Source organism: Streptomyces sp. NPDC037410 (genome assembly GCF_055602235.1).
In genome coordinates, this window is sequence record NZ_JBVJWR010000002.1 from 28,943 (window position 1) to 53,310 (window position 24,368).

The window sequence follows — 24,368 nt, forward strand, 5'->3', positions numbered from 1 at the left end:
TCGACCGAGAGGTCCGTCATGACTCACCCCTTCCCCGATCCGCTTCCCCCTTCGCCCATCCCGCCGCCGGTGCCCTCGCCGCCGCCCGTGCCCCCGCCCAACCCGGTGCCGACCCCGCCGGATCCGGCGCCCCCGCCCGCGCCCCAGCCGGGTGGGCCCGTACCGGATCCCGAGCCCCGGCCCGAGCCCGGGCCCGCCGGCGGGGGGCCGGAGGCGGCGCGGAGGTGACAGAAGACGTCCGCGCTTCCGCGCGACCCTTGTCACGGAGCGTGCGCCACCCCTAACTTGGACGGCCGCTGCTGTGTTCATAGGGGGGCCCATGGCCGTACGCGGACGTCACCGCCGCCACCAGCCGAGCCGGATCAACCGTGCCTCGCTCACCGTCACCGCGGGAGGCGCCGCCCTGCCGCTGATCGGTGCCGGCGCCGCGCAGGCCGCCTCGCTGGACGTCTGGGAGAAGGTCGCCTCCTGCGAGTCCTCCTCCAGCTGGCACATCAACACCGGCAACGGCTACTTCGGCGGTCTCCAGTTCAGCCAGTCCACCTGGGAGCGGTACGGCGGCACGCACTACGCGCCGCGCGCCGACCTCGCCTCCAAGGACCAGCAGATCGCGATCGCCGAACGTGTCCTGAAAGGCCAGGGGCCCGGAGCGTGGCCGTCCTGCGGCCCCCGCGCGGGGCTCGCCCGGGGCGGCGGGTCCCCGGACGTCACAGCGCTGCGCGCCGGGGGCGGCAACGCCGTCCGTACGGCCTCCCTGCCCGGGCAGCGCGCCTTACCCGAGCAGACGACGCCGAGCGCCGGTCCGACGACCGTTCCCACCGTGCGCGAGATGTACACGGTGACGCCCGGCGACTCCCTGTCGAAGATCGCCGGCGAGGAGCACGTCAAGGGCGGCTGGCAGCGCCTGTACGAGACCAACCGGGCCGTCGTCGGCGACGACCCCGACCTCATCCTCCCGGGCCAGCGCCTGACCCTGCGCATCACCGCACCGGGGAAGCCGAAGAAGGCCCTTCCGGCCCCCAGGGCCGCCCGGCCGGCCGACATCGCGGCCCCCAAAAAGGCCGCCCCTCCCACGCAGGGCGCCCTTCCCAAGGCCGCCCCCGCCCAGGCCGCTCTCCCCAAGGCCCCCGCCCGGAAGCCCGCGGCCGCCACCACGCACACCAATCGGAGCCCCAAGCCGCACACCATCCCGAGCCCCAAGCCCAGCCCCAAGCCGCGCACCAACCCGAGCCCCAAGCCCGTCACCAAGACGAGCCACAAGCCCGCGACCCACCCCGCCCCCAGGCCCGCGACCCGCCCCGCCCCCAAGCCCGCCTCCCAGACGAGCGCCCCCCGCTACTCCGCGCCCGTCTCCGCGGACATCGGCACCCGCTACGGCACCCGCGGTTCGTCCTGGTCCAGCGGATACCACACCGGCGTCGACTTCCCCGTGCCCACCGGCACCTCGGTCAAGGCCGTCGCCGGAGGCCGGGTCGTCTCGGCCGGGTGGGGCGGCGCGTACGGCTACCAGATCGTCGTGCGCCACGACGACGGCCGCTACAGCCAGTACGGGCACCTCTCCGCCCTCACCGTCCGCGAGGGTCAGCGGGTGCACGCCGGTCAGCGCATCGCGCGGTCAGGGTCGACCGGCAACAGCTCGGGACCGCACCTCCACTTCGAGATCCGGACGGGTCCCGGGTACGGCTCCGACATCGACCCGCTGGCCTACCTCCGGGCGCGGGGAGTCGTCCTCTGAGTCCGGAAAGGAAGACTCCATCGGGGCGGATGACACCGACAGCGAGTCCGGTGCGGACGTCATGCGGTCCAGCGTGAGCTGGACGAGGCCGGCCGCGGCGACCGTGCCGCAGATCAGCGCGGCGACGGTGCCCGCCGTGCCGTAGCGGAAGCTCTCGCCGAACAGTGTCAGGCCCACGGCCGCCGCGACCACCGGGTTCACCACGGTGACGGTGGCCAGCGGCGCGGCGAGACCCGCACCCCGGTACGAGGCCTGGGACAGGAGGAGGCCGGTCACGGCGAACACCGAGAGGACGAGCAGTCCCGTCCACTCGGCGAGCGGGGACCGGGGCGTCCACTCCTCGGCCACCGCCTTCGTGAGGACCGAGGCGATGCCGAAGGAGACGCCCGCCGCCGCGGCGAGCACGATGCTGCGCAGCACGGACCGGCCCACGAGGTGCGCTGCGGTGAACAGGACGGCCACCGCGCCGAAGGTGGCGCCCGCGAGCAGCCACCGTTCGCCGTCGGCCAGGGACCCGGCCTCGTCGCCGCTGGTCAGGCTCAGCAGCCCGGCGAGGCCCATCGTGGCCATCAGGGCGCCGCGCCAGGCCCGCCGCCCGGCCCTGCGGCCGACGAACAGGGCCGCCATGGGCAGCGCGAACACGATCGTCAGGGCACCCAGCGGCTGGACCAGGCTGAGCGGCCCGTAGGCGAGGGCGGCGACGTGCAGCGTCGCGCCGAAGCCGTTGAGCAGGACGGACACCCACCAGGCCGGGCTGCGCAGCGGCGCGTAGCGCGGACCCGCGGCCGAGGACGCGACGCGCTCCTGCACGATCGCCGCGGCCGCGTAGGCGACCGCGGAGGCCAGGGCCAGGACGACGGACAGCATGAGTGGACTCATACCTTCCACGATCTCTCCGATCGGCCGTTCGCGTCGTCGTACCAGGGGACGTCTTCGGCCCTACCACCTACGCAGTACGCGGCCCCCGCATACGACCTCGGATGTACGCCCGCGCAGGTCAGAAGGGGTGTAAAGCGCCCTTTCCGCCCGGATCGGGGAGGCGGCGGAGTGCTCTCGGCGACGGGAAACTTCCGAGAGTTACGGTGGGGCGACGACAGGACGTGACGACAGGACGTGAGGGCGGGGGCGTGCATGGGACTCGGCGCGAGCGGTGACGGCGGGGAGCCGGGCGGCTTCTTCGTCCTGCGGACCACCGCCCCCGACACCGGCGGCGCGCACCGCCCGCTCGCCCGTCTGTACGCGGGGGAGGACGGCCCCCTCACCGCGCGCGTGGACCACGTCACCGCCCGGATCGGCGCCTCCGAGCGGCGCGTCGGGGCCTCCGTCGCCCATCTCGGGCTCGCCGCCCGGCTCTGGTCCACCGCCCTCGGTCCCGCCGCGCTGCACGGCCGTTTCCCGGCCCTCGACCCCGCCGAGCTGTTCTGGGACGGGGCCCTGGCCGCGCCCGACGACCTGTGGTGGGCCGGCTCCGCGACCCGCCCCGCGACCGTGGACGAGCTGCGCGCGGCCGTGCTCGACGCCCATCTCGTCCCGCTGCACGCGGCCCTGCGCCGCGACGGCGCCCTCTCCGTGCGGCTCCTGTGGGGCAACGCCGGCTCCGCCCTCGCCGGCGCCCTGCGCGAGCTGATCCGCTGGGCGCGTACCCAGGGGCGGCCGGAGGCGGCCGAGCGGGCCGCCGCCCTGGTCTCCGGGCTCCTGGACCACCCGGACCTCGCCGGTACGGTCCGCGGCCCCCGGCTGCGGCGCACCAGCTGCTGCCTCTACTACCGCTCGCCGGGCGGCGGGCTGTGCGGCGACTGTGTCTTCGACCACGCACCCCGAACGGGTTTGGAGGCGCGGCCCTCCGCTCCGTAAAGTTGGGTCTTTGAATGCCCGCGAGCGGCGACGTACGAGCGAACGAGGAACCCGAAGGCCATGACGGTGACCGAAGAAAACCAGGATTACGGGCCGGGCATCGACCCCGAGCGCCTGGCCGTCTGCCTGAGCGTCCTCGACGAGCTCGACGACATCGACGTCGACCACCCGGACGCGATCACCGTCCGGCGCGCCACCGCCGGGATCTACCGGACCGTGAAGCAGCGCCGCCGCCAGGAGCGCCGGGCCGCGAAGACCGCGAACGACAAGGCGGTCACCGAGGCCACGGCCACCGGCTCCGCGCAGCGCATCGACGACGAGACCGAGGGCCTGCTGCCCAGTTCCGTCACGGAGGAGGGGCGGATCGCGGGGATACTCCAGCGCCCGCGCTCCTGCTACGTCTGCAAGACGCGGTTCGTCGAGGTCGACTACTTCTACCACCAGCTCTGCCAGCCGTGCGCGGCGGAGAACCGGGCCAAGCGGGAGGCCCGCGCCGACCTGACCGGCAAGCGCGCGCTGCTCACCGGTGGCCGGGCCAAGATCGGCATGTACATCGCGCTGCGGCTGCTGCGCGACGGCGCCCACACCACCATCACCACCCGCTTCCCCAAGGACGCCATCCGCCGCTTCAAGGCGATGGAGGACTCCGCGGACTGGATGCACCGCCTGGAGGTCGTCGGCATCGACCTGCGCGACCCCGCGCAGGCCGTCGCGCTCGCCGACCAGATGGCCGAGGCCGGCCCGCTCGACATCCTCATCAACAACGCGACGCAGACCGTGCGCCGCCTGCCCTCGGCGTACGCCGCGCTCGTCGACGGCGAGACGGCCCCGCTGCCCGCCGGCGAGCTGCCCGCCCACCACGTGATCGGCGCGTTCAACTCGGGCGCGGTCGGCGAGCTCGTCGGCTCGTCCGAGCTGCCCGTCGGCGTGCGGGACCTGGAGGCGCAGCAGGTCGCCGACCTCGCCCTGGTCGCCGGCAACGCCAGCATCGCCCGGCACCTCGACGGCACCGCCATCGACGCGGGCGGCCTCGTGCCGGACGTCGTCGACTCCAACACCTGGGTGCAGAGCATCGAGCAGATCTCCCCGGTGGAGCTCCTCGAGACCCAGCTGTGCAACTACACGGCGCCGTTCATCCTGATCAGCAAGCTGCGGCCGGCGATGGCCGAGGCGGCGAAGAAGGCGGCCAGCGGCCGTGCCTACGTCGTGAACGTGTCGGCGATGGAGGGCGTGTTCAGCCGCGGCTACAAGGGCGCCGGCCACCCGAACACCAATGCGGCCAAGGCCGCGATGAACATGGTGACGCGGACCAGTGGCCACGAGATGTTCGAGACCGACGGCATCCTGATGACCTCGGTGGACACAGGCTGGATCACCGACGAGCGCCCGCACTTCGACAAGCTGCGCCTCGCCGAGGCCGGTTTCCACGCGCCGCTCGACCTCGTCGACGGCGCGGCCCGGGTGTACGACCCGGTCGTGCGCGGCGAGGCGGGCGAGGACCTCTACGGCGTCTTCCTCAAGGACTACGCCCCCGCCAACTGGTAGGCCGGGAATACCGCAGGTCCCGTACGTTCGGCAAGAGCGCCCCACCGGCCCGGTGGGGCGCTTTTCCGTCTTGCTTCACCCGAATGCGTCACACTTTGCAGCCCGGTAGAGCGCAGGCGCGCTCATTTGGTTAATGTGAGGCGCACGGTCGGCCACCGAGGAGCCACACCATCCTCACGGCCGCCCTGGGACAGGCCTGCCACCAAGGCCGCGGTCCCGCCCCGAACGGCGCCACCGCGACCGCCAGGCATCTGTCCCACATTGACGCGACACAGAGGAGTGCGCGGTGACACCCGAACTGACGAAGCAGGAACCGCGACCGGCCGAACGCAAGGACCGGCCCCGCAGGAACGGCGAACTCGGCAGCCTCGACGTCTGGGCCCACGCGGCCCCGATCCGTCTCGCGGGCTACGAGGAGGACCTGGCCGAGCCCCACATCCTGCCCGGCATCGACTGATCCCTCCGCCTCACCCCGAGTGCCCCCGGCCGTCCGCGGCGCGGGGGCACCGGTGCGTTCAGCGGGCGGTGTCCGTGGGTTCCCGCAGGCGGATCGGCGGCATGTACTCGCGTACGAGCGTGCGGTGCCACCAGGCCCCGGTGGTCCGGAGCTCGTGCCAGGTCGTGTACCGGTAGCGGTAGAGCCGGGCGCGGACGAGGGTCGGCGGCTCGTCCGGGAACGGGTTGTGGGCGAGCAGCCGCAGGGTGTCCCGGTCGCCTTCGAGCAGCCGCTCGACGAAGGGGCCGAACCAATCACGCGCGTACCCGGGGGAGAGCGCGGCGAACCACATCAGCCAGTCGAGCCGCAGATGGTACGGGGCGAACTGCCGGGGCAGCCGGCGCGGATCGCCCGGCTTCCCCTTGAAGCCGTACTCGCGCCACACCGTGTCCGGGTGCGGCACCGGGTCGTCGGTCCCCTCGACGACGATCTCGTCCCGGACCCGGCCGACCGTGCCGAACGCGCCGTAGCTGTTGACCAGGTGGTACGGGTCGTACGAGCGGTTCATCGCCTGGCGCCGGGAGAGCAGGTTGCGCACCGGGCGGTAGCTCCGTACCAGGACGAACGCGGTGAACGCGACGACCACGACCACGTACCAGAGCGGGGGATCCGGCTGGGGGTGCGCGCCGGTGAGCGGGGAGGCGTCCACGACGGACAGGGCGAGCACGATCGTGATCCAGTTCAGCCAGGCGAAGTTGCCGGAGAGCACCAGCCACAGCTGCGTCGCCACCATCAGACATGCCGCCACCGTCGCCACCGGCTGCGGGGTGAACAGCAGGAACGGCACGCCCAGCTGGACGACGTGGTTGGCCGCGACCTCCACCCGGTGCAGCGGCCGGGGCAGATGGTGGAAGAACCAGCTCAGCGGGCCGGGCATCGGCTGGGTCTCGTGGTGGTGGTAGAGGCAGGTCAGGTTCCGCCAGCAGGGGTCGCCGCGGATCTTGATCAGCCCGGCGCCGAACTCGACGCGGAAGAGCAGCCAGCGCAGCAGGAACAGGACGAGGACCGGCGGGCCCGTGTCGTCGTTGCCGAGGAAGACCGCGAGGAGCCCGGTCTCCAGGAGCAGGGACTCCCAGCCGAAGGCGTACCAGGTCTGCCCCACGTTCACGATCGACAGGTAGAGACCCCAGAGCACCAGCCACAGCAGCATCGACACCGGCAGCGGCACGGCGTCCCCGGCGCCCGCGACGAGCGCGAGCGCGAGGGCGGCGCCGGACCAGGAGACGGTCGCGAAGAGGCGGTCGGAGTAGCGCCAGTGGAAGAGCGAGGGCGTGTGCCGGGGGCGGGTCCGGCGCACGTACTCCGGTACGGGGAGCATGCCGCGCTCCCCGATCAGCGCCCGGAACTGGAGGGCTGCCGAAAGGAACGCCACGCAGTACAGCCCGGCGAGGCCCCGCTGGAAGACGATCCGGCTCAGCCACTGGTCGGGTGCGGTGAACCACTCCATCCCCTCCAGTATCGGCCCGGGATCACGCGTTGACGAGGCGCCGGAGGTTCCGTCCGAGGAGACGCGCGTACGCGTGCTGGAGGCGCGGGATCACGGGCCCGCCGAGCCGGGTGTACCAGGCGGCGGGGCGGCTGAAGGCGGTGACCGTGAAGCGGACCGTGCCGTCCGGTTCGAGCGCGACGACGAAGGACTCCTCGCCGCACTCCGGGTGCCCGCTCAGGGTGCCGTACGCGAAACCGGTGCGGTTCTCTTCGTACGCCGTCCAGATCACCTCGCACGGGACGCCGATCCGCAGCGGGCCCGCGCCCAGCGCCACCTCCAGGCGGACGCCGGGCTCGGCGCGCTCGGCGTCGGCACGGACGCGCGCCCGGGACGCGCGGTGCATCCGCCAGGTGGTCACGGCGGCCCCCGCCGTCTCGAAGGCGGCCCTGCCGTGGCCGACGACCGCGCTGTGCCGCAGGTGGTGGTAGCCGGCGGGGAGCGCCTCCGGGGCGCGGGTGGCGCCGACCTCGCGGTAGGTGAGGCCGGGGCGGGGACGGGAGAGGTCGTGCGTCAGGCGGGTCATGCCGGAAGCTCCGTTCGGGGGAGAGGGGCCGGAGTGGTGTGGTCCGTGGCGAGGCGGCGGCGGGCGAGGAGCGCGCAGACGGCGAAGCCGAGGGCGTTGCCCAGGCCGTGCGTGGCGGCCGTCCAGGTCAGGGAGAGGTGTGGAAGGCCCGTCGCCTCGCCGAGCGCCCAGCTGAGCGCGAGCAGCATGGTGGCGAAGAGGACCAGGGCGGAGACGGCGAGCAGGCCCCGGGTGAGCCGGTCGGCGGCGAGCTCGCGGCGCTCCCGCAGGGTCAGCACGGAGACCGCGGCCATGCCGGCGGTCAGGACGACGGCGCCCGCGAGCTCGGCCCAGTCGTCGACGAAGTAGCCGAGCAGGACGAGCAGGGTGCCGGCCGGGACGCTGAGCGCGGCGAAGCGGGCGGCGGGACCGTCGGACGTACGGCTGACGAGCCCGGCGACCAGGGCGGCGGCGAAGCCCGCGAAGTGGAAGTGCGGGACGGTCAGGGCGAGGATGTCCAGGTCGAAGCCGAACAGCGGGTACGAGGCCCGCTCGGCGACCAGCGCCAGGCCCGCGACGGACGGGGCCACCAGGGCGGAGAGGACGGCGATCTCGCCGGGCCGGAGGGAGCGGGTCAGCATCAGCCGGGCCGGGGCCTGGAGCGCGAGCGCCAGGGTGGCGAGGGCGTAGGCGGCGGCGAGCGCGGTGGCGGCCGCGGAGCGGGGCAGCCAGAGGGCCAGGGCGCCGGGGGCGGCGAGCAGGGGCCAGACGCGCCGGAGCCGGTCCCACCCGGGCGGCCGGGGGCCGTCGACGAGCGCGAGCCCCGTCGGCACGACCCAGAACATGCCGATCATCACGACCGAATTCACCAGGACCGACAGCGCGGTCATCCCACACACCCCCACTTGAACGTGTTCAACTGGCGAGTCGAGCGTAGAGCTTTTCTTGAACGTGTTCAAGCGGGTGTCCGGAGGGGCACCCGTCACCACCCCGGCCGAGCGCTCCGACCCGCTCGGCCGCTCTCCGCTTGCACCGCCCCACGCACTGCGACAGACATGAGGCACTGGCCGCAACCGGGCGCCGCGCCCGGGGGAGAGAAAGTCGGGAGAACCAGGTGTGCTCATCCCTCCGCCGTGCGCGGCGAACCCGCCCCGCGGCCGCGGGCCTCGTCTCGGCCCTGCTGCTCACGGGCTGCACGAACGTGTGGGAGGGCGCCGGCGGCGAACCGGCCGCCGCACCCATCCAGGACGTCTTCCTCCAGCCGCTCGGCGCCCACGGGCCCGACCCCTTCACCGCCTCCACCGTCCGCAACACCGCACCGCCCACCGCCGCCGCCCGGCCGCCCGGCGAGGACGCGCAGCAGGTCCGCGAGGTCACCGGCTCCACTCCCGGCCTCTACGGCGGCACCCGCGCGATCGGCAGCTGCGACGTCGAACGGCAGGTCGCCCTCCTCACCGGGGACCGCACCAAGGCCCGCGCCTTCGCCGAGGCCTCCGGCATCCCCGAGACCAAGCTCGCCGACTGGCTCCGCGGGCTCACCCCGGTCGCCCTGCGCGCCGACACCCGCGTCACCGACCACGGCTACCGCGAGGGCCGGGCCAACGCCTTCCAGGCCGTCCTGCAGACCGGCACCGCCGTCCTCGTCGACCAGTACGGCTCCCCGCGCGTCCGCTGCGCCTGCGGCAACCCGCTCCGCAGCCCCGCCGCCGACCGCGGCGGCGTCCACCAGGGCGACCAGTGGGACGGCTTCGACCCCGACCGCGTGATCACCGTCCGGCCGGCCGGCTCCCCCGTCCCCAGTCTGGTCATCGTCAACACCACCGACCGCAGCTGGATCGAACGGCGCACGGGCACGGACGGGGACGAGGACAGGACGCCCGACACGGCACCGGCCTGCGACCCCGACACCTGCGCCCTCTCCGGCACCGGCACCCCCGACCCGACGGCCCCCGACCGCGGCACCGCCCCGGACCCTGCCTCCCCGGTGCCGGTCCCCCCGGACCCCGCCCGGCCCGCCCCCGCGACCCCGCTGCCCGACGTCCCCGACCCGTCCGGCACCGGCGGCACGGGCACCGACCCGACGGCACCGCTGCCGCCCGCCCCCGACCCGTACACGGAACCGGTCCCCGACCCGTACACCGACCCCGGGACCGTCCCCGACCCCTTCGCGGAACCCCCCTCCGAACCGCCCACCGTCCCCGACGGGACCCCGCCGGGCGACGAGCTCTTCCCGGCCGGTCCGCTGCCCGACCAGCCGGAGACCTTCCAGGGGTGAAACGGATCTTCCTGGTGCGCGCCGGGCTGCCTGCGCCTAGCGTGGCCCCATGAACGCGGGCAGCGGGGGCGGTGAGGCGATGGCGCGGCCGCACCACGCGCCGGACGACTCGGGGGAGCGGGAGGCCAGGACCAGGATCCTGGCCGACTACGGCTCCGCCTTCCGCATGGGCGGCTTCGACTGGGACCTGCTCACCGGGGCCATGACCATGGACGCCGCCGCCCTCGACGTCTTCGACATGGACCCCGGGGAGTACGACGGCCGGCCCGCGAGCCTCGCTCCGCGGGTGCTGCCGGACGAGGGCCGCCGCCTCGACACCCTGGTCGCCCAGGCGCTCAAGGACGGCAGCGAGCAGTACGGCGCGTACTTCCGCATCCGCCGCCGAGACGGCAGCCACCAGTGGACCCACACCCAGGGCCTCGTGCAGCGCGACGGCACCGGGCGGCCCGTCCGCATCATCGGCGTCCTGCGCGACGCCACCCACGAACTCACCGAGTCCGCCGCCCGCCTGGGCCTCGACGAAGGGCGCCGGCGGCGCGCCGGCGTCGTCGAGGGCACCACGGCGGCCCTCGCCGACGCCAGGACCGTGCAGGACGTCATCGACCTGCTCAACGACTCGCGCGCGCTGGAACACTTCGGCGCGGCCAGCCTCGTCATGGGCCTCCTCGAAGCCGGGCGCATCCATCTCGTCGCCGAGGGACCGGACGGCGCCTTCGTGCCGGGCACCCGGTTCACCCGGGTGGACGAGCCGTACCCGATGAGCGAGGTCGTCCGCACCCTGCGCCCCCGGTTCATCGACTCGGCCCGCGACTTCGCCGAGTCCTTCCCGGTGCTCTGGCCGCACATCAGCGGCCTCGGCATCACCGCGGCCGCCTATCTGCCGCTCATCGCCCAGGCCCGGCCCATCGGCGCGCTCGGCCTGCTCTACAGCGACCGGACCGGGTTCAGCGAGGACGAGCGGACCCTGCTCGTCGCCCTCGGCAGCAGCATCGCCCAGAGCCTCCAGCGGGCCATGCTCTACGAGCAGGAGCACGACCTCGCCGAAGGGCTCCAGCAGGCGATGCTGCCGCGCCGCATCCCCGACGTGCCCGGCGCCCAGACCGCCGTCCGCTACCGCTCGGCCCGCCTCGGCCGGGACATCGGCGGCGACTGGTACGACATCATCGCGCTGCCCGGCGGCCGGGTCGGCTGCGTCATCGGCGACGTGCAGGGCCACGACACCCACGCGGCCGCCGTCATGGGGCAGCTGCGGATCGTGCTGCGCGCCTACGCCGCCGAGGGGCACCCTCCGGCCACGGTGATGGCCCGCGCCTCGGTCTTCCTCCACGAGCTCGACACCGAACGCTTCGCCACCTGCACGTACGCCGAGGTCGACCTCGCCACCGGGGTCGTCCAGGTGGTACGCGCCGGCCATGTCGACCCGCTGATCCGGGAGCTCGACGGCGGCTGCCGCAGACTCCCGGTCGTCGGCGGGCTGCCGCTCGGGCTCTCCGCGGAGTTCGGCCGCCTCGACTACCCCGTGACCACCCTGGAACTGGACCCCGGCCAGACGCTGATGCTCTACACCGACGGGCTCGTCGAGAAGCCCGGAGCCGACCTCGACGAGGGCCTCCAGTGGCTCTCCTCGCTCGTCCGGCGCGGCCCCTCCGACCTCCAGCAGCTCGCCGACCACCTCTGCGACGTCGTCGCCGAGCGGGGCGGCGAGGACGACGTCGCGATCCTGCTGCTGCGCCGCCACGGCACGTACCACCCGCAGGGCACCGGCCGCTTCCAGCAGCACGTGGCGCAGAACGACCCGGAGGCGCTGAGCTCGGCCCGGCACATGATCCGGGCCGCCGTCCGGGCCTGGGGCGCGGGGGAGCGCGCGGACGAGATCGAACTGGTCGCCGACGAGCTGATGACCAACGCCCTGATGCACACCGACGGCGGGGCGATCGTGACCCTGCGGATCCTCACCGGGCCCCCGCGACGGTTGCGGGTGGAGGTGGAGGACCGGTCCAGTGCCCTGCCCCGGCGCCGCGAGGCCGGGGAGGCGGGCGTGTCCGGGCGGGGGCTGCTCCTGGTCGACCGGCTCTCCGACGCGTGGGGTGTGGAGTCACGGGGCGGCGGGAAGTGCGTGTGGTGCGAGTTCACTGTGGAGCACTGAACTTGTTAACTGAGCGTGAACTGATCGTACTTGACCGTAACTGACGGTATGCGATTGACTTCGTTCACCGGTCTCACCGCGCAGGAAATCGCAGACAAGAGGACAACTTGAGCAGCGAGCTACTGGCACCCCTGGACCTGGCCTTCTGGCACCTGGAATCCACGGAGCACCCCCTGCACCTCGGGGCCCTCGCCCACTTCGGCCCCCCACCCACCACCGCCGGGCAGGAGCCCGCCGACGTACGGGAACTGCTCGCCCGCCGCGCCGCCGCCGTCCCCCGGCTCCGCATGCGCGTCCGTGACGTCCTGTTCCCCGTCGGCGGCGCCGCCTGGACCCCCGACCCCGACTTCGACGTACGCCGGCACGTCCACGAGATCACCCTGCAGGGCGCCGACTTCCCCGCCGAAGCCGCCCGGCTCGCCGCCGAACTCATGGAACGCCCCGTCGCCCGCGGCCTGCCGCCCTGGGAGATGTACCTGCTCAGCGGCGCCCCCGACGGCTCCTTCGCCGTCCTCGTCAAACTCCACCACGCCCTCGCCGACGGCATGCGCGCCGTCGCCATCGGCGCCGGGATCTTCGACGAGATCGCCGCGGGCCGCCGCCCCGTGGGCCGCCCCCGCCCCGTCCCCCCGCGCTCCTGGCTCCCCGGACCCGGCCGCCTCCTCGGCATCGCCCGCGACCGCCTCGGCGACCTCGGCCGGGCCGTCGAGGTCGGCGCCTCGGTCGTCGGCTCCTCGGTCGCCCGCGCCGGCCACCTCGACCCGCGCCCCACCACCCCGCTCGCCGCCGACCCCAGCGGTACGCGCCGGATCGCCACCGCCACCCTGCCCCTCGACCGCGTCCACCGGATCCGCCGCAGCACCGGCGGCACCGCCAACGACGTCCTCCTCGCCCTCGTCGCCGGCGCCCTGCGCCGCTGGTTCGACGGACGCGGCCTGCCCCTGCCCGGCGCCGACCCGCGGGCCCTCGTCCCCGTCTCCCGCCGCCGCCCCGGCACCCCCGCGGGCCCCGGCAACAGCCTCTCCGGATACCTGCTCGACCTGCCGGTCACCGAAGCCGACCCGGCCGGCCGGCTCACCGCCGTCCGCCACGCCATGGACCGCAACAAGGCCGCCGGACCCCACCGCGGAGCGGGCGCCGTCGCCCTCCTCGCCGACCAACTCCACCCGCTCGCCCACCGCTTCGGCGCCCCCCTCGCCGCCGGCGCCGCCCGCCTCCTCTTCGACCTCCTCGTCACGCAGGTGCCGCTGCCCCGCTCCGCGCTCTCCCTCGGCGGCGCCCCGCTGCGCGCGCTCTTCCCGATGGCCCCGCTCGCCCGCGGCCAGGCCCTCGCCGTCGCCATGTCCCCGTACGGCGGCCAGGTCCACATCGGCCTCGTCGCCGACGGCGCGGCCGTCCCCGACCTCGACGCCCTGGCCGCCGCGCTCACCGCCGAACTCGACCTGCTCGACCCGCCCGGGGACGAGGGCGCCGCAGCCCCCGCCTGACGCGCGTCCCGGCCACCCGTGCGGCAGGGTGGAGCCATGCCCGAACTACCCGAGGTGGAAGCGCTCCGCGAGTTCCTCGACGCGCACCTGGTCGGCAAGGAGATCGCCCGCGTCCTGCCCGTCGCTATCAGCGTCCTCAAGACGTACGACCCGCCCCTGAGCGCCGTCGAGGGCGCCGAGGTCACCGCGGTCGGGCGGCACGGGAAGTTCCTGGACCTCACCACCCTCGGGGCGGCGGGCGAACTCCACCTCCTGATCCACCTGGCCCGCGCCGGCTGGCTCCGCTGGCAGGACCCGCTGCCCTCCGGACCGCCGAAACCCGGCAAGGGCCCGCTGGCGCTGCGTACCGCACTCACCGGCGGCGACGGCTTCGACCTCACCGAGGCCGGCACCACCAAACGCCTCGCCGTCCACCTCGTCCACGACCCCCAGGAGGTGCCGGGCGTCGCCCGCCTCGGCCCCGACCCGCTCGCCGAGGCCTTCGGCCCCGAGCGGTTCGCCGCCCTGCTCGCCGGCGAACGGCGCCAGATCAAGGGCGCCCTGCGCGACCAGAGCCTCATCGCCGGCATCGGCAACGCCTACAGCGACGAGATCCTCCACGCCGCGAAGATGTCGCCCTTCAAACCCACCCAGAACCTCACCCCGGAAGAGACCGCCGACCTGTACACGGCGATGCGCACCACCCTCCGCGAGGCCGTCGCACGCTCCCACGGCCTCGCCGCCGGCAAGCTCAAGGCCGAGAAGAAGAGCGGCCTGCGCGTCCACGGGCGCACCGGCGAACCCTGCCCGGTCTGCGGCGACACCATCCGCGAGGTCTCCTTCAGCGACTCCTCCCTCCAGTACTGCCCCACCTGCCAGACCGGCGGGAAGCCCCTCGCCGACCGACGCCTGTCGAAGCTGCTCAAATAGAGAGCGCCGCTTCCTGACTCGCATGGACAGCGCCATTGCCTGACCCACATAGGCAGCGCCACTGCCTGACCCACATAGACAGCGCCGCTGCCTGACTCGCATAGAGACCGCCGCTGCCTGATGCGCATAGAGAGCGCCGCTGCCTGAGGAGAGAGCGCCACCGCTCACATAGACTCCGCCGCATGCTGCGCGTCCTGGCCGTCGACGACGAGGAGCCCGCCCTCGGCGAGCTGCTCTACCTGCTGCGCGCCGACCCCCGAGTGCGGACGGCCGAGGGCGCCGGTGACGCCACCGCGGCCCTGCGCAGGATCGGGCGCGCCCTGGAGACCGGCCCCGACGGCGACGACGGCATCGACGTCGTCTTCCTCGACATCCACATGCCCGGCCTCACCGGCCTCGACGTGGCCCGGCTGCTCGCCGGCTTCGCCCGCCCGCCGCTCGTCGTCTTCGTCACCGCCCACGAGGGCTTCGCGCTCCAGGCCTTCGACCTGAAGGCCGTCGACTACGTCCTCAAGCCCGTCCGCCGCGAGCGCCTCGCCGAGGCCGTCCGCCGCGTCCACGAGCTGGTCCACGCCACCGCCGTCACCGCCCCCGCAGCCGCTGAACAGATCCCCGTCGAGCTCGGCGGCGTCACCCGGTTCCTGAACGTCGACGACATCGCGTACGTCGAGGCCCACGGCGACTACGCCCGCCTCCACACCGACCACGGCAGCCACCTCGTCCGCATCCCGCTCTCCACCCTGGAGGAGCGCTGGGCCTCCCGCGGCTTCGTCCGCATCCACCGCAGCCACCTCGTGGCCCTCGCCCGCGTCGACGAACTCCGCCTCGACGGCGGCGCCACCTCCGTCCGGCTCGGCGACACCGCCCTCGCCGTCAGCCGCCGCCACGCCCGCCACCTGCGGGACCTCCTGATGCGCCGGGCCGGGGGCTGACCGACCACACGTCTACCGCGCCCGGATCCCGCTGCGTAGACTCCACGGACCCACACGACCGCGAGAGAGCGGACGCCGATGTCCGAGCACCCACCCCCGCGCCGCCCCCGGCGCGAGACCGTCACCTACGCCTCGGCGGTCGGCGACCGGACCGTGGCCCGTCTCCGCGCCCCGCACCCCCCGGCCCGCTCCGAGATCGACGAGCAGACCACCCTCGGTCACACCTACGTCCGCTCCCTGATGCGCAGCCAGCTCCGCGCCGGCCTCACCGCCCTTGGGGCCCTCGCCCTCCTCGTCGGCTCGCTGCCGCTGCTGCTCGCGCTGCCCGCACCGGAGGCGCTCGTCTGGGCGGCCCTCGGCTTCGGCGTGTACCCGGTCGTCTGGGCCATCGCCCACTGGTACGTCCGCCGCGCCGAGCGCAACGAACGCGACTTCACCGGCCTCGTCGAAACGGGCTCCGTCGAAACGGGCTCCGTCGAAACGGGCTCCGTCGAAACGGGCTTCGCCGAGACGGGCTCCGTCGAAACCGGCCTCGTCGAAACCGGCCTCGTCGAGCGATGAGAACGGTGAACCACCCCGCATGAACCAGACCTACGCCGTCGCCGCCGTCACCGCCGTCGTCCTCGCCACCGTCCTCATCGGCGCCCTCGGCCTGCGCATCTCCCGCACCACCTCCGACTTCTACGTCGCCTCGCGGACCGTCCGGCCCGGCCTCAACGCCGCCGCCATCAGCGGCGAGTACCTCTCCGCCGCCTCCTTCCTCGGCATCGCGGGACTCGTCCTCGTCCAGGGCCCCGCCATGCTCTGGTACCCGGTCGGCTACACCGCCGGATACCTCGTCCTGCTCGTCCTCGTCGCCGCCCCGCTGCGCCGCTCCGGGGCGTACACCCTCTCCGACTTCGCCGAGGCCCGCCTCGAATCCCCGCAGGCCCGGCGGCTCGCCAGCCTCTTCGTCGTCGGCATCGGCTGGCTCTACCTGCTGCCGCAGCTCCAGGGCGCCGGCCTCACCCTGGAGATCCTCACCGGCGCCCCCGACTGGGTCGGCGGGCTGCTCGTCGCCCTCGTCGTCACCGGCACCGTCGCCGCGGGCGGGATGCGCAGCATCACCTTCGTCCAGGCCTTCCAGTACTGGCTCAAGCTCACCGCCCTGCTCGTCCCCGCCCTCTTCCTGCTGGCCGCCTGGTACGGGGACGGGGCGCCCCGGGCCCGGTTCGACGCCCCCGCCGTGCTGCGCGGCCACACCGTGGTCAAGCTCGCGGACACGGTACGGATCGGGCTCGACGCCCCGCTCACGGTCACCGTCACCGGCAGCGTCGACTCCGTCGCGTACACCGACCGGACCGTCACCCTCGCCCCCGGCGCCCACCACGTCCGGGGCGGCACCTCGCTCGCCTTCGCCCCGGGCGCACCCCTGCCCGACCGGGCCGCCAGCGGCTCCGACCCCCTCGGCTGGTCCCAGCCGCTCGCCGGGGGCCGCGACGGACACCAGCTGTACGCCACGTACGGACTGATCCTCGCGACCTTCCTCGGCACCATGGGACTGCCGCACGTCGCCGTCCGCTTCTACACCAGCCCGCACGGCCGCGCCGCCCGCCGCACCACCCTCGTCGTGCTCGGCCTCGTCGGCACCTTCTACCTGCTGCCCGGCCTGTACGGGGCGCTCGGCCGCGTCTACGCCCCCGAACTCGCCCTCACCGGCTCCGCCGACGCCGCCGTCCTCGTCCTGCCCGACCGGATCCTCGGCGGACTCCTCGGCGACCTCCTCGGGGCGCTCCTCGCGGCCGGCGCCTTCGCCGCCTTCCTCTCCACCGCCTCCGGGCTCACCATGTCGGTCGCCGGGGTCCTCACCCAGGACGTGCTGCCCTCCCGCGGCGTACGGCACTTCCGCCTCGCGACCCTGCTCGCCACCGCCGTCCCGCTCGCCGTCGGGGTGGTCGCCTCCAAGGTCCCGGTCGCCGACGCCGTCGGTCTCGCCTTCGCGGTCTCCGCCTCCTCCTTCTGCCCGCTGCTCGTCCTCGGGATCTGGTGGCGGCGGCTCACCCCGCCCGGCGCGATGGCCGGTCTGCTGCTCGGCGGCGGCTCCGCCCTCGCGGCCGTCATGGCGACCCGCGCCGGACTCGCCCCCGCGGGCTGGCCGCACACCCTGATGGCCTGGCCGGCCGTCTGGTCCGTCCCCCTGGGCTTCCTGACGATGGTGCTCGTCTCGCTCGCCACCCCCCGCCGGATCCCGCCCGGCACCCCCGCCATCCTCGCCCGGCTCCACCTCCCGGAGGAGATCACCGGCACGGTTCCCGTCCCCGCCCAGGAGGCACGCCGATGAGTGGCATCGCCCTCGCCGCCGCGGCCGCAGCCGGGGCCGTGCTGCTCGCCGCCGGCTTCGTCCTGGGCCGGTTCGCCGCCCGGCGCGGCGGCCCGGCCGCCGACTCCGACCTCGGCACCCCCGTCGAACGGGCCACCTTCCACACCCTGCACACCGCCTCGCTCGCCGCACCCCCGCTGCGCGCCGGACTCACCGAGGAGACCGCCCGCAAGGCGGCCCGCACCCTCCGCTCGCTGCTCGGCACCGAGGCGCTCTGCCTCACCGACCGGGGCGCGGTCCTCGCCTGGGACGGGCCCGGCGAGGCGCACCACCGGGCGCACGTGTCCGAGCAGGCCGCCGAGACCCTGGCGACCGGCCGCAGCCGCTCCGCCCACAGCGGCTGCGACGACCCGGCGTGCCCGCTGCGCTGGGCGGTGACCGCCCCGCTCACCGGCGAGGACGGGGTCCTCGGCGCGCTCGTCGCCTACGGCTCGCGGGAGTCGGCCGTCCTCGTGCGGGCCGCGACCGAGGTGGCCCGCTGGGTCTCCGTCCAGCTGGAGCTGGCCGAACTCGACCGCTCGCGGACCAGGATCGTGGAGGCCGAGATCCGCGCGCTGCGCGCCCAGATCTCCCCGCACTTCATCTTCAACTCCCTCGCGGCGATAGCCTCGTTCGTCCGCACCGACCCGGAGCAGGCCCGGGAACTCCTCCTGGAGTTCGCCGACTTCACCCGCTACTCCTTCCGCAAGCACGGCGAGTTCGCCCAGCTCGCGGACGAACTGCGTGCCATCGAGCAGTACTTGGCGCTTGCCGGGGCCCGCTTCGGCGACCGGCTGAAGGTGACCCTGCAGATCGCCCCGGAGGTGCTGCCGGTGACCCTGCCGTTCCTCTGTCTCCAGCCCCTCGTCGAGAACGCCGTCAAACACGGCCTCCAGGACCGCGAGCGGGGCTGCCGGGTCACGATCGCCGCCCGCGACGCGGGCGCGGAGGCGGTGGTGACGGTCGAGGACGACGGCATCGGCATGGACCCGGAGCTGCTGCGCGCCGTCCTGTGCGGGGAGCACCCGGCGGGCTCCGGCATCGGCCTGTCCAACGTGGACGAGCGACTGCGCCAGGTGTACGGGGCGGAGCACGGGCTCGTCATCGAGACCGGGGCCGGCGCGGGGATGAAGGTGACGGTACGCGTCCCCAAGTACCGTCCGGGGGTGCATCCTTCGGCCCCGTAGCGGGCGTCAGCGCAGGTGCAGCGACAGATGCGCGAGCGGGAGGCCCAGCTTCCAGGCGGGGAGCCAGATCTGCTCGGCCTCGTCGACCGGGCCCTCGGGGTCGGTCCGGCCGTCGAGGTCGGCGGCGCGGATCCAGGTGTCCCGCAGCCGGCTCCACGCGGTCCGGGCGAGCGCCAGGTCGGGCCCGTCGCCGCCCGCCGCCTGCCGCGCGGCGAGCCGCTCCTCGACCCAGGGCGGCCAGGGCCGGTCGTACGCGGTGTGCCGCAGCCACTCGTCGACCCGGCAGGAGACCCACGCGCCGGCCGGCCCGCCCGGTTCCTCGGCGAGGTGGACCGTGAGGGCGAGGGCCTGGAGGCCGGCCCGGTACTCCAGTGAGCCGGGCGCCACGAGCGCGGCGGCCCGCAGCACCTCGTCGGCCAGGTACTCGGCACACAGCCAGGCCATCGGGACGGCGAGGCCGCCGCCGCTCGTGCCGCCGGTGCCGTTCGTGCTCTCGGGCAGCAACGCTCCCACCTTCTCCCGGATGTGAGGGCCCCGGACGTCAGGGGCCCGGGGGAGAGCCTCCTCCGTGAAGGGCGCCCGCGGGTCCCGCTTTGCTCAACTCGCCCGTGTGGTTTCGGATACGTTTCCCGGCCGGATCGGTACGGGTGGGTTTACTGGTGCCGGCCGGGTCACGGGTGGCGGGAGGGGCGGGGAATCCGGGTCCGCTCAGCCCAGGAGCGCGTAGACGGCGGTCGCGTGGGCGGCGGTCTCCTCCGTGCCCTCGGCGGTCATGGTGATGTCGGCGAAGGCCATCCGCTTGCCCGTCTTGGTGAGCCGGGCCCGTACGAGGACGTCCGCGCCGACCACCGCGCGCTGGAAGCTGATCGACTGCTGGACGGTGGTCATCGGCACGAAGCCGCCCCGGGCCGCGGTGACCGCGATCACGGTCGCGGTGTCGGCGGCGGCCATCAGGGCCTGGCCGGAGAGGCCGCCGCCCTCCCGGGCCAGCCGGTCCGACCAGGGCAGCCGGAGCACGGCCTCGTGGCCGTCGACTGATTCGACGGTGAGTCCCAGATCGAGCACCCAGGGGGCGAAGTTGTCGGCGAGGACCTTTTCGGCGGCGGCGAGTGTCAGCGTCACGGCGTCATTGTGGGGCCACGGCGCGAGCCCGGGCAACGGCCCCCGGGCCCGGGCTGAGGCCGCGGCCCCGGCGCGGGCCCCGACGACGGCCTCGGGCGACGGCCCCGGCCTCGGGCGACGGCCCCGGCCTCGGGCTCAGGCCGCCGCCGCGCGGTGCGGTCGGTAGCCGGGCAGGGAGCGGCCGAGCTGCCGCAGGGCGTAGTGCGAGCGGGACTTGACGGTCCCGGCGGGGATGCCGAGGTCGACGGCGGCCTCGTTGACGGTGAGGCCGTGGAAGTAGAGCCGGACGAGCACCGCGCGGTGCTCGGGGCTCAGCTCCCGCACGGCCGCCCGTACATCGAGCGCGGCCTCGGCAGAGGCCGTGGCGTCGGCGGGGTCGGGCGTCGCCGCGAGGACGCCGTCGCCGATCTCGGCGGGACGGGCGAGGCGTGAGCGGCGGGCGTCGATGGCGAGGCGCCGGGCCACAGTGAAGAGCCAGGGGCGCATCGAGGTGTAGGGGCCGTCGAAGGCCTCGGGGTGGAGCCAGGCCCGTACCAGGGTCTCCTGGACGAGGTCCTCGGCCCGCTGCCGGTCCCCGTAGGTCAGCCCGAGCAGGAAGGCGAGCAGGGCGGGACCGTGGTCCCGCTGCAGCTCCGCCAGGGTCCGCTCGTCGGTCCTCGCTCTCGCCGCCGTCGTCGTCATGTTCCGCCCGCCTCTCCCGCACCTCGTCGTCCGGGCCGTATACGAGCGCATCCGGACGGCGAGGGACAGGGAACGGACAACGGTCTGCGACGAACGGTCGCACGGAGCGGCGAATGGTACGGCGAACGGTCAGGCGGAGTCGGTGCGTCCGTTTCAGCGGGGTTCGTCACCCGGTGCGGCCTTGACCCTTGACTGCGGCTTTCCGAGGACATCAATTCATCAGAACAGATGTTCATCACATGATTCGGGCGGAGTGCCGCACATGACCTCACGCACCAGACCCGCGGGGGTGGCGGCGCTCGCCGCGCTCCTGCTCACGGCGGCGACCGGCTGCACCGGCGGGAGTGGCGGGAGCGGCGGGAGCGGCCCGGCCGCCGGCGGCCCCACCCCGGGGGCCGCGACCGGGCGGACCGGGGCCGCGCGCCCGAGCGTGCCGTCCGCCGCCCCCGGCGGGGCCTCCGCACCCGCCGGCTTCACCCTCGTCGCCTCCGGCGACGTCCTCCCGCACGACTCGATCATCCGGCGCGCAGCCGAGGACGCGGACGACGGCGGCTACGACTTCGGGCCCATGCTCTCCGGCGTGAAGCCCGTCGTCTCCGGCGCCGACCTGGCCGTCTGCCACATGGAGACCGTGTACGGCGAGAAGGGCGGGCCCTACACCGGCTACCCCGCCTTCAAGTCGCCCCCCGAGATCGCCGCCGCGCTCAAGGCCACCGGCTACGACTCCTGCTCCACCGCCTCCAACCACACCCTCGACGACGGCGCGGCCGGCCTGCGCCGCACCCTCGACGCGCTCGACCGGGCCGGCGTCCGGCACGCCGGCTCCGCCCGTACGGCCGGGGAGGCGGCCCGGCCCACCCTGCTCAAGGCCGGCGGCGCCACGGTCGCCCAGCTCGCCTACACCTACGACACCAACGGCTATCCGCTGCCCGAGGGGCAGCCCTGGGCCGTGAAGCTGCTCGACGAGAAGCAGGTGATCGCCGACGCGCGCGCCGCCCGCGCGGCCGGGGCCGACGTGGTGGTGGTCAGCGTCCACTGGGGCACCGAGTGGCAGACCGAACCCGACGAGCGGCAGCTCTCCCTGGGTCGTGCGCTGACCGCCTCGCAGAGCGGCGGCCGCCCGGACATCGATCTGATCATCGGTACGCACGCACACGTCCCCCAGCCCTACGAGAAGGTCAACGGGACCTGGATCATCTACGGGATGGGCGACCAGATCGCCGGGGACATGATCAACTACGAGGGCGCCTACGACCCGCGCGGCAACCAGAGCAGCATCGGCCGCTTCACCTTCGCCCCGCCCAGGACACCCGGCGGGCGCTGGGAGGTCACCAGGGCGGAGTTCCTCCCGCAGTGGTTCGACACCGCGCGCGGCCGCGTGGTGAACCTCGGTGCGGGGGAGGGCGGGGACGCGCACCAGGAGGAGATCCGCGACTCGGTCCGGCAGGTGGTCCTCGGCCGGGGAGCCGCCAAGGACGGCCTGGTGATGGGGAGGTGAGGAGGGAGGGTCAGGTCACGGGACGACGGTGACCGGCCAGCGGCCCGCCTTCACCAGGCGGACGGCGACCGAGCCGACGAAACGGTGGCCCGCCGACTCCGAGGCGCCCACCACCACGGCGTCCGCCGTCAGCTCCTCGGCCGCCTGGACCAGGCCCGTGTACGCGTCGCCCCGGTAGGTGTGGAACCGCCACCGGATCCGCCACAGGTCCTTGACCCTCTCCGCGGACGTCCGGATCTCTTCGACGAGCTCGTCGGCGATCTCCTCGGTCGTCCCGGTCACGGGCGCGCCCAGCGCGACGCCCGCCGGGATCACCGGCTGCACGTACACGAGCGCGAGCAGGGCGTTCTGGCGCCGGGCGAGCCCGGCCGCGTAGGCCGTGGCGCGCAGGGAGGAGGCCGAGCCGTCGATCCCCGCCATGATCACTTTCGGGCCGTCGGTGCCGCGTTCGAACCGGTCGGGCTGTTGTTCGCTCACCCTCCGAGGCTATCGGCTCATCGGGTGTTTTCGGACAGGTGGCCGGTGTCGCTGAGCTGCCCGGGCCCTCGCCCGTAGGGACCATTGGTCATGAAAAAGGATCAGATGCTCAGCGGGCGCCGTGCGGTCCTCCGCCTCGCCGCCGCCCTCGGGGCCACCGCCACCGTCGGAGCCCTCGCGGCGGACCGGCTCGCCACGCCCGACACGGCCACCGGCGCCGCCGCCCCGCCCCGGGGCCCGTCCGGCGCGGGACGCGCGGGCCCGGCCGCCGGGCCGCAGGCACACGCCGCCCGGCTGAGCCCCTCCGCGTACCGGCTCCAGCCCATGACCGAGTACGCGCCCCCGGCCTTCAAGCGCGCGCTGCCGCCGGTGCGCCGGCGGCCCTTCCTCAGCATGTCCGGGGTCGGCCGCTCGATGGTGCTGACCTTCGACGACGGACCAGACCCCCGGTACACCCCCGGCATCCTGGAGACCCTGCGCCACTACGACTGCCGGGCGATGTTCTTCGTCTGCGGCGAGATGGCCGTGGACAACCAGGACCTGCTGCGGGAGATGCAGGAGGACGGCCACATCGTCGGCAACCACTCCTGGTCCCATCCGCTCATCCCCAAGCTGCGGCCCTCCCGGATCCGCCAGGAGCTCGGATCCACCAGCGAGGTCATCGAGAAGGCCCTCGGTGCGCCCCCGCTCTGGTACCGCGCGCCCTACGGCGCCTGGAACCGGCTGTCGTTCGAGATCGGCGCCGAACTCGGCATGGAGCCGCTCGCCTGGACCGTCGACACCCTGGACTGGACGGAGCCCGGCACCGGCAGCATCGTCCGCCGCGTCCTCGACGGCGCCGCGCCCGGCGTCGTCGTCCTCTCCCACGACGCCGGCGGCAACCGCTCCCAGAGCGTCGCCGCGCTCCGCCGCTATCTGCCCGAACTCCTCGACTCCGGCTACCAGATCACCGTCCCCCGGCGCTGACCGCCCGTCACGGCCGAAGGGCCCCGGCACACGAGGTGCCGGGGCCCTTCCGTCCTGACGGAACGTCAGCGCGAGCCCACCATGCGCGCGTAGACGACGACGTTCCCGTCGTAGCCGTGCGCCCGCGTGTAGCCGCCGCCACAGGTGATCACCCGCAGTTCCGGCTCGCCGTTGTCGGCGTAGACCTGCACGCCGGGGAAGTCGTCCTTGGCGTACACCTCGACCCCGTAGATCTCGAAGACCGCGACCCGGCCGTCGTACCGCTCGACCTCGATGTGCTGGCCCTTCTGGAGGGAGCCCAGGCCGTAGAAGACCGCGGGGCCCTTCGTGTTGTCGACGTGGCCGACGAGGACGGAGGTGCCGCGCTGGCCGGGCGCGATGCCGTTCTGGTACCAGCCGGCGAGGTTGGGGTCCTCCGGCGGCGGGGCGGCCACCCAGCCGTTCTCGTCCAGGCCCACGTCCATGATGGGGGCCGCCACCTGGATCGCCGGGATCTTGACCCGTGACGCCGGGGCGTAGGGCAGCGGCTCCAGGCCGGTGCTCGCGGCCGGCGGGGGGACGACCGGGCGGGCCACCGGCCGGGCCGCCGCGGCGGGTTGCGGCGGTCCGAGGTTGACGTCCACCCCGTTGCGCATCATCGCGAGGCCGGACAGCATGGCGAGGGCCAGGACGCCCCAGGGTTGGCGTCTCCTGCGCTCGAAGACGCGGAAGTCCTTCGGGGGCATGGTT

Annotated in this window: 22 protein-coding genes and 2 pseudogenes; 14 read left to right on the top strand and 10 right to left on the bottom strand. The window is 74.3% G+C overall.

The features are described 5' to 3' along the window. The first annotated feature begins 319 nt into the window (after positions 1 to 319). On the top strand, positions 320 to 1,735 hold the full coding sequence (locus ACZ7HT_RS03060) for a transglycosylase family protein (protein ID WP_471159118.1): 1,416 nt from the start codon (positions 320 to 322) through the stop codon (positions 1,733 to 1,735). Here the strand turns inward: ACZ7HT_RS03060 and ACZ7HT_RS03065 are convergent. Beyond that, complete coding sequence (locus ACZ7HT_RS03065; protein WP_471159120.1) at positions 1,616 to 2,614, bottom strand: DMT family transporter; 999 nt, start codon at positions 2,612 to 2,614, stop codon at positions 1,616 to 1,618. The genes ACZ7HT_RS03060 and ACZ7HT_RS03065 overlap by 120 nt on opposite strands. Before the next feature lie 252 nt (positions 2,615 to 2,866). Between ACZ7HT_RS03065 and ACZ7HT_RS03070 the strand changes: the two genes are divergently transcribed. The 3 genes from ACZ7HT_RS03070 to ACZ7HT_RS03080 all read left to right on the top strand — a co-directional run bounded on the left by ACZ7HT_RS03070 (position 2,867) and on the right by ACZ7HT_RS03080 (position 5,591). Then, on the top strand, positions 2,867 to 3,589 hold the full coding sequence (locus ACZ7HT_RS03070; RefSeq protein WP_471159122.1) for a (2Fe-2S)-binding protein: 723 nt from the start codon (positions 2,867 to 2,869) through the stop codon (positions 3,587 to 3,589). 60 nt (positions 3,590 to 3,649) lie between these two features. Continuing rightward, a complete protein-coding gene (locus tag ACZ7HT_RS03075; protein ID WP_471159124.1) occupies positions 3,650 to 5,134 on the top strand; it encodes an SDR family NAD(P)-dependent oxidoreductase in 1,485 nt (494 codons plus the stop codon). A gap of 286 nt (positions 5,135 to 5,420) precedes the next feature. Next, entirely contained in the window at positions 5,421 to 5,591 is a 171-nt protein-coding gene (locus ACZ7HT_RS03080; protein ID WP_376594700.1) for a hypothetical protein, read from the top strand. Between the two features lie 58 nt (positions 5,592 to 5,649). Here ACZ7HT_RS03080 and ACZ7HT_RS03085 read toward each other — a convergent pair whose 3' ends face one another. The 3 genes from ACZ7HT_RS03085 to ACZ7HT_RS03095 are packed head-to-tail and all read right to left on the bottom strand — an operon-like array spanning position 5,650 to position 8,502. After that, positions 5,650 to 7,077, bottom strand: coding sequence for a lipase maturation factor family protein (locus ACZ7HT_RS03085; RefSeq protein WP_471159127.1), 1,428 nt, complete (start codon positions 7,075 to 7,077; stop codon positions 5,650 to 5,652). Positions 7,078 to 7,099: 22 nt separating this feature from the next. Next, positions 7,100 to 7,642 carry a DUF1990 family protein gene (locus ACZ7HT_RS03090; protein WP_471159129.1) on the bottom strand — a complete coding sequence of 181 codons (543 nt, stop codon included), beginning with the start codon at positions 7,640 to 7,642 and terminating at the stop codon, positions 7,100 to 7,102. Next, positions 7,639 to 8,502 (bottom strand): YndJ family protein, encoded by an 864-nt coding sequence (locus ACZ7HT_RS03095; RefSeq protein ID WP_471160031.1) that lies wholly within the window; start codon positions 8,500 to 8,502, stop codon positions 7,639 to 7,641. The genes ACZ7HT_RS03090 and ACZ7HT_RS03095 overlap by 4 nt, the downstream gene beginning before the upstream one ends. 233 nt (positions 8,503 to 8,735) lie before the next feature. Here ACZ7HT_RS03095 and ACZ7HT_RS03100 point away from each other — a divergent pair, with 233 nt between their 5' ends. From ACZ7HT_RS03100 to ACZ7HT_RS03125, 6 genes and pseudogenes are all read left to right on the top strand, one after another. Then, positions 8,736 to 9,896 carry a DUF6777 domain-containing protein gene (locus tag ACZ7HT_RS03100; RefSeq protein WP_471159131.1) on the top strand — a complete coding sequence of 387 codons (1,161 nt, stop codon included), beginning with the start codon at positions 8,736 to 8,738 and terminating at the stop codon, positions 9,894 to 9,896. A gap of 49 nt (positions 9,897 to 9,945) precedes the next feature. Continuing rightward, a complete protein-coding gene (locus tag ACZ7HT_RS03105) occupies positions 9,946 to 12,042 on the top strand; it encodes a SpoIIE family protein phosphatase (RefSeq protein ID WP_471159133.1) in 2,097 nt (698 codons plus the stop codon). A 107-nt stretch (positions 12,043 to 12,149) separates the two neighbouring features. Next, complete coding sequence (locus ACZ7HT_RS03110) at positions 12,150 to 13,529, top strand: wax ester/triacylglycerol synthase family O-acyltransferase (RefSeq protein WP_471159135.1); 1,380 nt, start codon at positions 12,150 to 12,152, stop codon at positions 13,527 to 13,529. Between the two features lie 36 nt (positions 13,530 to 13,565). Then, complete coding sequence (locus ACZ7HT_RS03115; protein WP_471159137.1) at positions 13,566 to 14,438, top strand: Fpg/Nei family DNA glycosylase; 873 nt, start codon at positions 13,566 to 13,568, stop codon at positions 14,436 to 14,438. A 182-nt stretch (positions 14,439 to 14,620) separates the two neighbouring features. After that, positions 14,621 to 15,370 carry a LytR/AlgR family response regulator transcription factor gene (locus ACZ7HT_RS03120; RefSeq protein WP_471159139.1) on the top strand — a complete coding sequence of 250 codons (750 nt, stop codon included), beginning with the start codon at positions 14,621 to 14,623 and terminating at the stop codon, positions 15,368 to 15,370. Positions 15,371 to 15,448: 78 nt separating this feature from the next. Then, positions 15,449 to 15,820 (top strand): annotated as a pseudogene (locus tag ACZ7HT_RS03125) (hypothetical protein); the annotation flags it as partial. 33 nt (positions 15,821 to 15,853) lie between these two features. Here ACZ7HT_RS03125 and ACZ7HT_RS03130 read toward each other — a convergent pair. Continuing rightward, positions 15,854 to 15,952 (bottom strand): annotated as a pseudogene (locus ACZ7HT_RS03130) (hypothetical protein); the annotation flags it as partial. Here ACZ7HT_RS03130 and ACZ7HT_RS03135 point away from each other — a divergent pair. Both ACZ7HT_RS03135 and ACZ7HT_RS03140 read left to right on the top strand, forming a co-directional pair. Beyond that, positions 15,951 to 17,690: a sodium/solute symporter gene (locus tag ACZ7HT_RS03135; protein ID WP_471159141.1), complete on the top strand. Its 1,740-nt coding sequence runs from the start codon at positions 15,951 to 15,953 to the stop codon at positions 17,688 to 17,690. The pseudogene ACZ7HT_RS03130 and the gene ACZ7HT_RS03135 overlap by 2 nt on opposite strands. After that, the gene (locus ACZ7HT_RS03140; protein ID WP_471159143.1) at positions 17,687 to 18,895 is read left to right on the top strand and encodes a sensor histidine kinase; all 1,209 of its coding nucleotides are present in this window, start codon (positions 17,687 to 17,689) and stop codon (positions 18,893 to 18,895) included. Before ACZ7HT_RS03135 ends, ACZ7HT_RS03140 begins: the two co-directional genes overlap by 4 nt. 6 nt (positions 18,896 to 18,901) lie before the next feature. Here ACZ7HT_RS03140 and ACZ7HT_RS03145 read toward each other — a convergent pair whose 3' ends face one another. The 3 genes from ACZ7HT_RS03145 to ACZ7HT_RS03155 form a co-directional block, all read right to left on the bottom strand. Further along, positions 18,902 to 19,399 (bottom strand): hypothetical protein, encoded by a 498-nt coding sequence (locus tag ACZ7HT_RS03145; protein WP_471159145.1) that lies wholly within the window; start codon positions 19,397 to 19,399, stop codon positions 18,902 to 18,904. A gap of 204 nt (positions 19,400 to 19,603) precedes the next feature. Beyond that, a complete protein-coding gene (locus ACZ7HT_RS03150) occupies positions 19,604 to 20,017 on the bottom strand; it encodes a PaaI family thioesterase (protein ID WP_471159147.1) in 414 nt (137 codons plus the stop codon). A gap of 135 nt (positions 20,018 to 20,152) precedes the next feature. After that, positions 20,153 to 20,698: a sigma-70 family RNA polymerase sigma factor gene (locus ACZ7HT_RS03155; RefSeq protein WP_471159149.1), complete on the bottom strand. Its 546-nt coding sequence runs from the start codon at positions 20,696 to 20,698 to the stop codon at positions 20,153 to 20,155. 262 nt (positions 20,699 to 20,960) lie between these two features. Here ACZ7HT_RS03155 and ACZ7HT_RS03160 point away from each other — a divergent pair, with 262 nt between their 5' ends. Continuing rightward, entirely contained in the window at positions 20,961 to 22,196 is a 1,236-nt protein-coding gene (locus ACZ7HT_RS03160) for a CapA family protein (RefSeq protein ID WP_471159151.1), read from the top strand. Between the two features lie 15 nt (positions 22,197 to 22,211). On the opposite strand, the gene ACZ7HT_RS03165 is transcribed toward ACZ7HT_RS03160, so the two are convergent. Further along, positions 22,212 to 22,673, bottom strand: coding sequence for a universal stress protein (locus ACZ7HT_RS03165; protein WP_471159153.1), 462 nt, complete (start codon positions 22,671 to 22,673; stop codon positions 22,212 to 22,214). 90 nt (positions 22,674 to 22,763) lie between these two features. On the opposite strand from ACZ7HT_RS03165, the gene ACZ7HT_RS03170 reads away from it, so the two are divergent. Next, a complete protein-coding gene (locus ACZ7HT_RS03170; RefSeq protein WP_471159155.1) occupies positions 22,764 to 23,639 on the top strand; it encodes a polysaccharide deacetylase family protein in 876 nt (291 codons plus the stop codon). A 65-nt stretch (positions 23,640 to 23,704) separates the two neighbouring features. Here the strand turns inward: ACZ7HT_RS03170 and ACZ7HT_RS03175 are convergent, their stop codons facing one another. After that, entirely contained in the window at positions 23,705 to 24,364 is a 660-nt protein-coding gene (locus tag ACZ7HT_RS03175) for a class F sortase (protein WP_471159157.1), read from the bottom strand. Between the last annotated feature and the right edge of the window lie 4 nt (positions 24,365 to 24,368).